General features: G+C 41.2%; 9 protein-coding genes and 1 pseudogene. 9 read left to right on the forward strand and 1 reads right to left on the reverse strand.

The annotated features are described in order from the left end of the window. Nucleotides 1-472: 472 nt before the first annotated feature. From BN3456_RS15995 to BN3456_RS15180, 4 genes are all read left to right on the forward strand, one after another. Nucleotides 473-613, forward strand: a complete 141-nt coding sequence (locus tag BN3456_RS15995; RefSeq protein WP_176699220.1) for a hypothetical protein — start codon at nucleotides 473-475, stop codon at nucleotides 611-613. Between the two features lie 267 nt (nucleotides 614-880). Continuing rightward, complete coding sequence (locus tag BN3456_RS16000) at nucleotides 881-1,114, forward strand: hypothetical protein (RefSeq protein ID WP_089985605.1); 234 nt, start codon at nucleotides 881-883, stop codon at nucleotides 1,112-1,114. 344 nt (nucleotides 1,115-1,458) lie between these two features. After that, entirely contained in the window at nucleotides 1,459-2,373 is a 915-nt protein-coding gene (locus tag BN3456_RS15175) for an ABC transporter ATP-binding protein (RefSeq protein ID WP_089985607.1), read from the forward strand. Next, nucleotides 2,370-3,155 carry an ABC transporter permease subunit gene (locus BN3456_RS15180; protein ID WP_176699221.1) on the forward strand — a complete coding sequence of 262 codons (786 nt, stop codon included), beginning with the start codon at nucleotides 2,370-2,372 and terminating at the stop codon, nucleotides 3,153-3,155. The genes BN3456_RS15175 and BN3456_RS15180 overlap by 4 nt, the downstream gene beginning before the upstream one ends. A 338-nt stretch (nucleotides 3,156-3,493) precedes the next feature. Here the strand turns inward: BN3456_RS15180 and BN3456_RS15185 are convergent. After that, nucleotides 3,494-4,874, reverse strand: a pseudogene (locus tag BN3456_RS15185) (glutamate synthase-related protein). Between the two features lie 219 nt (nucleotides 4,875-5,093). Here BN3456_RS15185 and BN3456_RS15190 point away from each other — a divergent pair. The 5 genes from BN3456_RS15190 (at nucleotide 5,094) to BN3456_RS15210 (ending at nucleotide 12,179) form a co-directional block, all read left to right on the forward strand. Further along, on the forward strand, nucleotides 5,094-6,080 hold the full coding sequence (locus tag BN3456_RS15190; protein WP_089985608.1) for a DUF4003 family protein: 987 nt from the start codon (nucleotides 5,094-5,096) through the stop codon (nucleotides 6,078-6,080). Between the two features lie 40 nt (nucleotides 6,081-6,120). Next, nucleotides 6,121-9,114, forward strand: a complete 2,994-nt coding sequence (locus BN3456_RS15195; RefSeq protein WP_089985611.1) for a DEAD/DEAH box helicase — start codon at nucleotides 6,121-6,123, stop codon at nucleotides 9,112-9,114. Then, nucleotides 9,111-9,497 carry a (deoxy)nucleoside triphosphate pyrophosphohydrolase gene (locus BN3456_RS15200; RefSeq protein WP_089985613.1) on the forward strand — a complete coding sequence of 129 codons (387 nt, stop codon included), beginning with the start codon at nucleotides 9,111-9,113 and terminating at the stop codon, nucleotides 9,495-9,497. The genes BN3456_RS15195 and BN3456_RS15200 overlap by 4 nt, the downstream gene beginning before the upstream one ends. Before the next feature lie 215 nt (nucleotides 9,498-9,712). Continuing rightward, entirely contained in the window at nucleotides 9,713-10,696 is a 984-nt protein-coding gene (locus tag BN3456_RS15205) for a LacI family DNA-binding transcriptional regulator (RefSeq protein ID WP_089985614.1), read from the forward strand. Nucleotides 10,697-10,949: 253 nt separating this feature from the next. Continuing rightward, nucleotides 10,950-12,179: an ABC transporter substrate-binding protein gene (locus tag BN3456_RS15210; protein ID WP_089985616.1), complete on the forward strand. Its 1,230-nt coding sequence runs from the start codon at nucleotides 10,950-10,952 to the stop codon at nucleotides 12,177-12,179. Nucleotides 12,180-12,193: the final 14 nt, after the last annotated feature.

The following is a 12,193-nucleotide window of genomic DNA, read 5'->3' on the forward strand; positions in this document are numbered from 1 at the left end:
AGATCTACGATCTGCTGTTTGAATTCTGGAGTATAGGATTTTTGATTTTTTGCCATTGGTTGAACTCTCCTTTTTGATTATTATAGATTGTTCAACTTTTCGTGTCCACACTTATATACTAGCACCAGATCCCTTTGGAACGGATGATGAGCTTTGGGGATACATGGAGGTGAAATAATGTCCAGAGGAACCAATCAAAAGTTTAAACTGAATTATCTGACAAGAATCATGTTAGAAAAAACAGATGATGATCATAGTCTTACCATGACACAAGTTTTAGAAGAATTAGAAAAATAGGAAGTGACAGCAGAACATAAGAGTACCTATGCTGACTTTCAGGATCTGACAGATAAGCTTGGTATTGAAATTATCAAGGAACAGATTGGGTGAGAAACTTTCTATCATGTTGGAACCAGAGAGTTCGAACTTGCTGAAGTAAAACTTTTATGAGATGTTATCTATATGGGAATCAATGCTAATAGCATATGAAGTCCTGGATCGCGAACAGTTTGTCAATCAAATTGAAAAATGCGACGCGAATGTACATGAGAGTATTGAATGGATGAATCAGCTTATATTCGGAGACAAAGATCAATTATTGGAGCTGCGTTAGGTGCAGATTACGAAACGAAAGAATATCGATATGTTGTTTTAAATAGTTTGTGTTTGCCTCATTCATAAAATGAGCCCTCCTGAAAAAGATAATTGTTAATGGTTACAAAAATCCTTGTAGGTGGAGCGCGAATATACTTGAAAAAGAAGCAAAAAGGCTTTATACTAATACATGTAATTAAACCTTACAGAATGAGTCGCCGGGTCGCCAAACTAAGCTCTCATCTGTGGGGTTTTCCTTTTTAAGATGAGAATAGTGTTATATCAAATGGGAGTTATTGAAGTCGAGTCTAATTATAGAAATTTATTAAGGGTTTATGATAAAGAGAGATGCATTTGTGATATGATTGCCCCACGCAGTAATGTTGAGGTTCAGACCTTTCAAACGACAATGAAGGAATATATGAGCAGTTCAGAGAAGAAGATGGATGTTTTGCTTATGTATGCCGAGAAACTAGGATTAAGAGATGAAATTATGAACTACGTGGAGGTAACGCTATGATCAGGACATCAAAATGAATAGACAAATACGGCGGCGAAGAGTATTGTATACAATGTGACTGGACGGGATTAGGACTGTTATGTGAGGATTGCATAAAAAAGTCTGAGTTTGATGAAGAAATGTTTCTGGACATCTGTCATTCCCTCCGAATGGGAGCCTGGGTTACAATGGAAGTGATATTTATCCGGATCAATTTATGTCTAATTTGGAGAAACTACGAAGAATTGAATTATGTGTTTGCTGTGAACGAATATCGGGAATACGAATGAAGTGGAAAATCACCACACTCAAACGTAGTGTTTTCAATTCATCAAAAATATAATCGAATAGGGAGAAAAAATAATATGGATGCGGTTGCTTTACAAAACCTTTCAAAAACCTATTCCGGCGGGAAACAGGCGGTCAAGCAGATTTCTGTTTCCTTGGATCAGGGAGAAGTGTTTGGCTTTCTAGGGCCAAATGGTGCCGGAAAAACCACCACGGTGAAACTGTTAAATGGGATGCTCACTCCTTCAGAAGGAAGCTGTCAGGTGCTCGGTTTGGATTCGGCCAAGAAACCCGAAAAAGTCCACGCCCTGTCCGGAGTAGTAACAGAGCATGCCCAGATGTATAACACTCTGACCGGGATGCAGAACCTGATCTTTTATGCCTCCATATTCGGAATTTCAAAAAACGAGGCTCAAAAACGTGCCGAATCTTTATTAAAACAGTTGGACCTGGAGCAAGCCAAAGATCAAAAGTTATCCGCTTACTCAACTGGTATGCGGCAAAGGCTCTCTCTGGCCAGGGCGTTAATTCATAGGCCTAAAGTGCTTTTCCTCGACGAACCGACTTCCGGCCTCGACCCTGAAAGCGCCCAAAATGTCAACCAATTGATACAGGAATTGGCGAAACGAGAAGGAATCACAATTTTTCTCTGTACCCATCAGCTGCGGTATGCGCAGGAAATCTGTACTCGGTACGGCCTGATTGAGGAAGGGAAATTGCTGGCTGCTGGAACGCTTGAGGAACTGCGGGAGAAGGTATTCTCTGCTGCAACGCTTCAAATCCGTGCCAATAATATACCAGAGGGATTACCGTTTCAAAAAACCGGAGAACAGCAATATGAAATGGTACTTCGGCCTGACGATGAAATCCCAAGGCTCGTCCGTCAGATCGTAGAGGGCGGTGGGGACATCTATGCTGTGGCAGCTAAAAGGCCTTCGCTGGAGGATATTTACTTTGCGCTCACAGCCAAAGGGAAGGGGGATACATTTTGAAAAGCGCTATGATTGCTATCGTCAAAAAGGATTTTCGCAGTGTTACTGCCAATAAAAACCTGTTTATCGGACTTTTGGTTGTTCCGCTGGTTCTTACAATTATTTTGCCATCTGTCTTTGTATTCCTGATTTATTTTACGCCGGACGACCCGGATATTCAGAAGCTTTTGGAATTGCTGCCCCAGGCGGCGCACTCCGAAAGCCTGGAACTGACAATTGCCGGGCTTCTTCTCAACTTCATTCTCCCGGTATTTTTCCTGATTATTCCCATTATGGCCGCTTCTGTTATGGCAGCCAGCTCCTTTGTGGGAGAAAAGGAAAAACATACTCTGGAAACATTGCTTTACTGTCCTTTGTCGGTCAGGCAAATTTTCCGTTCCAAGGTCATAGCATCCTTTCTGCTGAGCATGATGGTATCCCTGATTTCCTTCTGCGCCATGTTACTGGTGTTTGAAACGGAGGTCTTTTTTCTGATGGGAAGCTTCCTACTGCCCGGCATCAGTTGGCTGATTATCCTTCTGCTGATTTCCCCGGCGATCTCATTGATTGCTGTAACGCTGATTGTCCGTGGCTCCGCCAAAGCACAGAGTGTGGAGGAATCCCAGCAGAGCGCCGTATTTCTGATTGTCCCACTTATCCTGTTGTTGGTCGGCCAGTTCACGGGGGTATTGCTCTTGAACGCATGGATTCTGTTGGGGGCGGGTGCAGTATGTGCACTGCTCGCCTGGGTGCTCCTCAAAAAGTGCATGGGACGGTTCACCTATGAAATGCTGTTGAAATAAAATCGCACAGCATTTCGTTGTGCTTTCATATAACTCATATTATAATAGACATGTCAGAAAAGTGGCATTTGCTGTTTTATATATTAGAAGGTTGTGACAGACGGCATTATAGACAGACAACATACTGAAAAGTCTTGGTCTAATGAACGGGCTGGGAGAATCCATTCATGGTCCCACGGTAGCTTGAATTTATTAAGAGCCCTTTTACTACGGAGTTTTTAGGAGTATCTTCAAATATAGATTTTACGGAGAATGATCTTGAAAAAAATGTAAATAAGGATTCTAGAATCCAGGCAGTACCGGCTGATTAGGTTCGGCCGGTACTGCGTGTCTCTTAATCAGGCATGAGGTATATTTGTGTATTCAGAAATTTCTTTGCTGACTGTACACAAGTCTGCTACGCTTAGCTGGTGAATATCGGAGTGCCCGGTCCTGGGTAGCTACTCCCATGGGGCAATTTCCGCTTCCGCAGATTCGATATTGCTGGCAGCCCACAGCCATCAGCCCGGCTGTCGCAACAGCCACCGCGTTGGCGCCCATTGCAAGTGCTTTTGTAAAATCCGAAGAAACTCTTAAGCCTCCGGTAATCACCAGGTCGATATCTGCATGTCTTTCATCCAAATACTTTCTGGCCCGATATAACGCATAAATCGTGGGAACACTTGTAGCATCTCTTAAAAGCCAGGGACTGGATCCCGTGGCACCGCCCCGTCCGTCAATTGTAATAAAATCCGGTTCCGCAAACAAACAATAATCCAGATCTCTTTCAATTCTGCCTGCCGCTATCTTTATTCCGATTGGACGGCCGTCCGAACGGCGGCGCAGTGTCTCTACCAGCGCTTTTAAGTCGTCTTTTGTATCAATTCCCGGGAAACGGGAAGGACTGATGACATCCTGGCCCAGGGGAGTGTTCCTTACGGAGGCAATTTCCGGTGTTACCTTTGATCCAGGGAGATGCCCGCCCATACCGGGTTTGGTTCCCTGGCCGATCTTAATTTCGATTGCATCTGAATTTTTCAGGTTCTTATCAGAATCACTGTACTTGTTCGGAACATATTCAAATATATACTTGTGGGCTGCATCCATTTCATCCGGCAGTATACCGCCCTCGCCGGAACACATGGCAGTCTGTGCCATGGCTGAACCTTTTGAGAGTGCTATTTTTGCCTCTCTTGACAGTGTGCCGAAGGACATGTGGGATATGTATACCGGACCGGCAAGAATCATCGGCCTTTTTGCATTTTTTCCAATTACAGTTGTAATATTAACAGGCGCATTCTTCTCCAGCGGCATAGGATTTAATTGTGCTCCTAAAATCAAGATTTCATCCCAGTCAGGCATGGGCATGGTGGTTCCCATGGCAGCATGAACACTTTTCCCAGTGACTGCCATCTCATGGATTTCACTCATATATCGGCTGTCGGGGTCCTCCCTTCTGAACCTGCTGTCATAAGAAAGATCCTGCATATCTGTGTCTGCTTCGGAGCTTTTCTTCTTGATTTTCTCTTCTACAGATTCCGTTTCTTTAGCTTCCTTTGCATCACTTATATATTTGTCGGAATGCTTTTCCCTCTGTTCATCATCATTATCATCGGATATTTTGATGAACTTTTCTATGAGCTGCTTACAGACTGGACATTGTTTTAGTTCTGAAATAGGTACTCCTTCTTTTTCCTCATCATAAATCGTACCACACACGGAACATTTATAAACTGCCATCTCCCGAACCTCCTTTGTTTTCTTTGAGTTCATTATATCTGGGCAATAGTGGGAAGTCAATGGAGATGGAGGTATCTAATTGTTTGAACTTGCAAGACATAAATGATATACTAAAAAATATTCGAAGGCTGAAATAGTCTAAATATCTAAACAAGCGGAAGGAGATAGAAGTTACTGTTATTTGGAGTTGTTATATATCAATGTAAACGGAGGCTATATATGAATGAATTAACAAGGAAACGCTGTGAACAGCTGATTGATAACCGTGATAAGGTAAAATCTGTGTTTACATGGGACGGGGGATTGATCCAGCTTTGCTGTGCGGGAATTTATTCAGAAAAGGGAAAGAATGTAGATGTTGCAGAATTAAAACAGAGCAAGGAGCTGCTGAAGAAGAAAGCTGGCGTATTTTCAAATTTTAGGGGTACTGCACGCTCTCCGATTGCTGCTATGCTGGCAGTCAGCGGCAATCCGGAGGGGACTTTGGATAAAGGTTTGAAAGTATATGAATTGTTAAAAAAAGAGTTCTGGAGCTCAAGCTACCTGCCGATTGCTGCCATGGTCCTTACACGAATGGCAGAGCCGTACCAGTATAAACAGATAGCTGTAAGAACCAGAGAGATTTATAATCGAATGAAAGCAGAACATCCATTTCTGACATCCGGTGAGGACAGTGCCCTCTGTGCTATGATAGCTTTGTCTGAAAAAACAGATGACGAATTGATTGAGGATATAGAAGCTTGTTATCAGATTTTAAAGGGAAACTTTTTTACCGCCAATTCGGTACAATCACTTAGCCATGTACTGGCATTGTATGAAGGTACGGCACAGGACAAGTGTGATAGAACCATGACACTATCTTATAAGCTCAAAGAATCAGGACGCAAATATGGAACAGGCTATGAACTTCCGACCCTGGGAGTCCTGGCTATGACGGGAGCAGATCTTGATGAGGTTGTCCACGAAATGGCACAAATAGATGATTGGTTATCCGTTCAGAAAGGTTTTGGGTTATTTGGAAGTGTTACAAGAAAGCAGAGGCTGATGTATGCAGGCATATTGGCGGAAAGGGATTATACAGACGATAGTACACTGCAGACAGCGGCTGTAAATGGCACCATTGCTGTAATTATAGCCCAGGAGGCGGCTATGTGTGCGGCAATAGCAGCCAGCAGTGCAGCAGCAGCGAATGGATCATCAAATTAATATTACAGAGGAATTTGAGATAGAATGGGGAACTGGATAGATGACGGAAGAAAAATTAAGTGAACTAAGAAGTGGATTTGATACTGCATTTATAAATGGAACTTTATCTTCTAATTTGGCATACAAACCGCAATTTATATCAAATAATCACAAGGAAGGGAAGAAAGTTTTATCATCTATCGAAGATGAGCTTCTGGTATGTGATTGTTTCCAAATTAGTGTTGCATTTATTACGATGGGTGGGATTACACCACTTTTGCAAACTCTAAAGGAGCTTGAAAAGAAGGAGATACCAGGGCAGATTCTTACAACAAATTACTTGAATTTTAGTGAACCGTCTGCTTTGGAAAAGCTTAATGGGTTACAAAATATTACATTAAAAATGTATGATGTGGAAGCTGCAGATGAAGGGTTTCACACGAAGGGATATATTTTTAAAAAGGAAGAAATTTATAGGATTATTGTGGGAAGTTCTAACATAACAAGTGCTGCGCTGACAAGCAATCGGGAGTGGAACACCAGGTTGATTTCTACAGAACAGGGCGAGTATGCACAGGAGATCGTTGAAGAGTTTTGTGAACTTTGGAATTCGGATTATGCATTGGAATTTGATGATTTTTATGAGACCTATAAGGTTCGGTACAACATTATTAAACATCAGAGAGAAATTGCTCGACAGGATGAAATCCCTTCCATAGAAAAGTATAAATTGCAGCCCAATTCCATGCAGACGGGATTCATAACAAATCTTAGAAAGATTCTTGAAGCTGGAGAGGATAGAGCATTGTTGATATCTGCAACAGGTACAGGTAAGACATATGCTTCCGCCTTTGCTATGCGTGAATTGGGATTTAAGAGAGTCTTGTTTCTTGTACATAGAGGACAGCTTGCAAGACAGACGAAGAAATCTTATAAACGTATATTTGATAAGTCGGTATCTATGGGATTGTTGGGGGCCGGCTCCTATGATTATGATAAGGATTATGTATTTGCAACTGTTCAGACATTAAACCGTGATGAACATCTATTACGATATAACCCTGAAGATTTTGATTGTATTATTCTAGATGAAGCACATCATAGTTCTGCAGATACATATCAGAAGATTATGGATTATTTCAAACCGAAACTGTGGTTAGGAATGACGGCAACTCCTGATAAACGTGATGATAATATTGAGGGAAGAAACATTTATGAACTCTTCCATTATCAGATCGCGTATGAAATTCGTTTGCAGCAGGCAATGGAAGAAAATATGCTGTGTCCGTTTCACTATTTTGGCATCAGTGATATATCCGTCCTGAAAGATAAGGAACTTAAATCAAAAAAGCTTTCTGCAAAGAATTTTAGTCAGCTAGTTAATGATCAACGTGTAATGAATATCATAGAACAGGCTGAGTATTATGGGTATAGTGGGGAACGTGTCAAAGGTTTAATTTTTTGCAGTAGGATTGATGAATCTGAGGAACTGTCTGCAAGGTTCAATGAAGCCGGTTATCGAACAATAGCTTTAAATGGAAATGCTTCTGATAATGAACGTGCAAAAGCATTTGAACGATTAGCCATGAATGAGGAAAACGCGACAGAAGAGATGCAGCCTTTGGATTATATTTTTTCAGTGGAGATACTTAATGAGGGTGTTGATATTGTGGAGGTAAACCAGGTGATTATGCTCCGTCCAACAGAATCACCGATTGTGTTTATTCAGCAGTTGGGGAGAGGCCTACGTAAGGCGGATAGAAAGGAATATGTGGTTATTCTTGACTTCATTGGAAATTATACAAATAATTTCATGATTCCAATTGCCCTATCTGGTGACCGCACGTACAATGCGGATGTTATCGGAAAGTATGTAATCAGCGGAAACAGCATAATCCCGGGTGCCTCTACAGTTCATTTTGACGAGATTGCAAAAGAAAGGATTTTTAACTCAATTGACAAGATTAAAGGTATTCGGGCAATTATCAGAGAGAGCTACATTTCGCTGAAAAATAGAATTGGCAAGGTTCCATATCTTTTAGATTTCTATGAGAATGGTGAAGTGGACCCTCTGGTCATAATAAGAGAATATAAAACTTATCAGATATTTCTGGAATCCGTAGAAAAGGAGTCATATATCGACGTAATTACAGAGGATGAAAAACTAACTTTGGAGTATCTTTCCAAAACCATTTTAAGCGGAGCAAGGCCCTATGAGTTGGAAATCCTAAAACAACTTTTTAATAAAGAAGAAATACCTATAGATAAATTGCAAAGAGATTTCAAATCCGAATATGGTCTTAGTATAGATTTAAATTCTATAGAAAATGCAGTGAATGTATTACAAGGGCATTTTGTAAGTAAAGAGCAAGAATATCAAAAGTATTGCCACATCGATATCCTTCGATATAATAGAGGATCAGCTCTTGAAAGAATGCAAAGTTATGCTGAACAATTACAGCACAGAGAGTTTTATAAGCAGCTCAATGATATAGTTTCGGTGGGACTACATAGATACAAGGATAAATACTCAACGGGAAAGGTTGAAGGAAGTCCATTTGTTCTTTATGAAAAATATTCCAGGCGGGATGTAAGTTTGCTTATGAACTGTGAGAAGGATCTCTCTTCTATAATGTATGGGATGAAACGAATAGAAGAGGATGTTTTCATTTTTGTTACATATCACAAAGCCGAAAACGAGGATGGAGATAAGATTTATGCAGAAGGGAAACCAGACTATGCTGATGAATTTGAGAATAATATGCTCTTTTGCTGGGATTCTCAAATAGGAAAAGGGCTCGACAGCTCATATATGAATGAAGTAATGACAGCCAGGAATAAACATCTTATGGTAAAAAAGAATGACGCAGAATCAAGTTTTTATTATATGGGAGAATTTGATGTAATTGATACAAAAGAAGCACAGAAGACAAATAACAAAGGGAAACAGCAGGTAATTACTAAGGTGACAATGAAAATGCACCATGCTGTTCGGGAAGATCTGCTGCGTTATTTAGAGAGTGGATTAGAAAAAGAGGGGGAAACGATAGGATGAAAACAGTGAGAGTTGCAGCGGCTGTAATCGAAGCTGACGGAAGAATATTTGCTACCCAGCGTGGATATGGAGAGTTAAAAGGCGGCTGGGAGTTCCCGGGAGGTAAGATTGAGGCGGGAGAGACACCTCGACAGGCACTTAAAAGAGAAGTTATGGAGGAACTGGACACTGAAATTTCAGTCGGCGATCTGATAGATACGATTGAATATGATTATCCTACTTTTCATCTTTCCATGGATTGTTTCTGGTGTAAGATAATATCGGGAGATTTAGTTCTTAAGGAACATAAGGCCGCAAAGTGGTTATCAAAAGACAGGCTGGAATCTGTGGAATGGTTGCCAGCTGATATTACATTAATTGATGTGATACGGGGAAGCATGTAATCTGGGTAATTTATTCGCAGGATAGCTGCTATGGGCAAATTATTGGATATATTTTTTTTAGTTTTGGGCTTAAAGGTGTCATACCAAGATTACAAATACAGTTGACTTTTTCTTATAAAAAATATAATGTTAAGCTGCAGAATAAAAAATTGCAGACATGACATATTTTTCAATTGTGCAATTTAAAGAAGATTCTTTGGTGGAGGTGAAATGTAGTGGCAGGGATTAAGGATGTAGCCAAAAGGGCCGGTGTCGGTGTGGGGACTGTATCCAGGATGCTCAATGACAGTGGTTATGTGGCAGAGGAGACCAGGGAGAAGATTGAGATTGCAATGCGGGAATTGAACTATACTCCGAATGAACTTGCCAGAAATCTTTACCATAAACGTACAGGAATTATTGCAGTACTCGTTCCAAATGTGTCTAATCCGTTTTTTGCGGAATTTGTTGATTACGTGGAAGCTGAGTTATATAAAGCCGGATTTAAGATGATGCTCTGCAATACAGTAAAGGAAAGCAATGCGGAACTTGAATACCTGGATATGCTGAATCGGCACATTGTAGATGGCGTGATTACGGGCGTGCATTCTTTGGATGTGGAAGAGTACAAAAAGATTCATAAGCCCATTGTTGCTCTGGATCGATACCTGGGGGACCATATTCCGGTGGTGGCAGTCGATCACAAGGAGGGCGGCCGACTGGCAGCAGAGGCTTTGATCAGCAACGGTTGTAAAAGGATTCTGCATTTCAGAGGAGCCACAACAGTTGAGTCCCCATATCATGAAAGACACTATGAGTTTGAACGTATTATGAAAAAGAATCATATAGAGACCTATTCATATGAACTGAAATGGAATCGCTTTGATCCGGAATACTATCTTGAAGTTGTTGAAGATGTTTTTTCAAGAGGATTTGATTTCGACGGTGTGTTTGCTGTCGACTGGCTGACCATTGAGTGTATGAATGAGGCTATCCGAAAACATCTGAAAATACCCCGGGATGTGAAATTTGTTGCCTATGACGGAACATTCATCACGAAAATGGTGGAACCGAAGATGACAGCTGTCGTGCAGCCTGTTGAAGGCCTTGCAAGAGAATCAGTCCGGCTGTTGAGCAATCTGATCGGTGGGAAAGAGTATAGGAATAAACAGGTTGTTTTGGGAGTGCAGCTTAGAAAGGGGAACACAACAATTGTATAATGAAAGTAAAAAAGCATTGACATATTTGATGAAAAGATTATAATGAAAAATGTAAAGAAAAACTGTCACAAATTTTTTTCGGGCATATGGAACCCATTCCACATGCCAAATGTACGGTTGCCTTTTTTATTTTTCAGGGGTATGGAACGCGTTCCACAAAGAGGGGAATGAATTACATAGCTTGCGAGAGAGTAGGAATATGGATTATAGAATTGGTAACAATTTATTTATGAGCTGAAAAAGGAGGAAGAGAATGAAAAAAAGAATTCTTAGTATCATGCTTGCAGCAGCAATGATAGGAACAATGGTAGTCGGATGTGGCTCAAAGAAAGACACAAAGAAGGCCCAGAACAGCGGGAAAAGTATTACAATTTTGGTGGAAAGCGGTTCGCCTGCCGAGGCTTTGGCGAAAGATACAGCAGAAGCCTTTGAAGAGGAGACGGGGTGCAAGGTTGTTATTGATGCGGTTGCGTACACTGGAATGTATGACAAGCTTTCTACAGAGATTAAGGCAAAGCAGGCTGCACATGATGTGGCAGGTATGGACGTAGTCTGGTTAGCCGCATTTGCTGATGCAATTGAACCAATAAATGATGCAGACACAAGTGATTTTCTTCCCACGTTAAAGGATAGTGGAACGATTGATGGAAATCTTGTCGGGTATCCTATGTGGGTAAACACAAAAATATTGATTTACAGAAAAGATCTCATTCCTGAAGATAAGGTTCCAAAGACATGGGAAGAGTACCAGACACTTGCAAAAGAACTGAATACCGATGATATGAGTGGGACAACTGTTTTCGGCAGTGGCACTGATGCAGTCTGCTCTTTCCTTGATTTTGCATGCCAGGCCGGTGCAGAAGGACTTGTGTTTGATAAAGATGGCAATGTAAATATTACTGACCAGCCTTATGTAGATGCATTGAATTTTATGGTGGAGAACGCTGATGCTGATTACACACCGGCAGACTCACTTTCAACAGCAGCTACAGAGTCTCAGGAACTCTTTACTAACGGAAAAGTTGCAATGCAGCTAAATTGGAGCCATCAATACCCGGCAGCAGTAGAGGTCCTTGGAGAAGATAAAGTGGGCTGTGCACCGATGATTGGCGGAAGCGCCGGTATCGGAGCAACTACAGGTCCCTGGTATGAATGTGTAATGAAGAATTCTGAAAACAAAGAGATGGCTAAAAAGTATGTGAAATTCATGTATGATCACAATGCAGATTATATGGATCTTACATTAAAGATTGCGGGAAGAACATCTGTATACGAAGAAGCAGGTAAAACGCCGGGCAATGAGCATACAACAGCAGTTCTTGAAACCTTAGGAGCTAAACAGTCACAGGCAAGACCTATGGTGGCAACATGGTCTCAGATTGAGGAAGTTCTGACAAACGTTGTAGAATCCAGCATAGGCGGAGCAGATGTAAAAAAGACTCTTGAAACAGCAAAAACTGAAATTGAAGCAATTGGTAAGTAGCTGAAGCAGCGTGT

This window comes from Clostridium sp. C105KSO13, assembly GCF_001517425.1.
Classification (GTDB): Bacteria; Bacillota; Clostridia; order Lachnospirales; family Lachnospiraceae; genus Muricomes.

What these genes read in the sequence shown, in the direction of transcription:
- BN3456_RS15210 (WP_089985616.1), top strand. Translation starts at nt 10,950, where the DNA reads ATGAAAAAAAGAATTCTTAGTATCATGCTTGCAGCAGCAATGATAGGA.
- BN3456_RS15190 (WP_089985608.1), top strand. Translation starts at nt 5,094, where the DNA reads ATGAATGAATTAACAAGGAAACGCTGTGAACAGCTGATTGATAACCGT.
- BN3456_RS15195 (WP_089985611.1), top strand. Translation starts at nt 6,121, where the DNA reads ATGACGGAAGAAAAATTAAGTGAACTAAGAAGTGGATTTGATACTGCA.
- BN3456_RS15175 (WP_089985607.1), top strand. Translation starts at nt 1,459, where the DNA reads ATGGATGCGGTTGCTTTACAAAACCTTTCAAAAACCTATTCCGGCGGG.
- BN3456_RS15200 (WP_089985613.1), top strand. Translation starts at nt 9,111, where the DNA reads ATGAAAACAGTGAGAGTTGCAGCGGCTGTAATCGAAGCTGACGGAAGA.
- BN3456_RS15995 (WP_176699220.1), top strand. Translation starts at nt 473, where the DNA reads ATGCTAATAGCATATGAAGTCCTGGATCGCGAACAGTTTGTCAATCAA.
- BN3456_RS16000 (WP_089985605.1), top strand. Translation starts at nt 881, where the DNA reads ATGGGAGTTATTGAAGTCGAGTCTAATTATAGAAATTTATTAAGGGTT.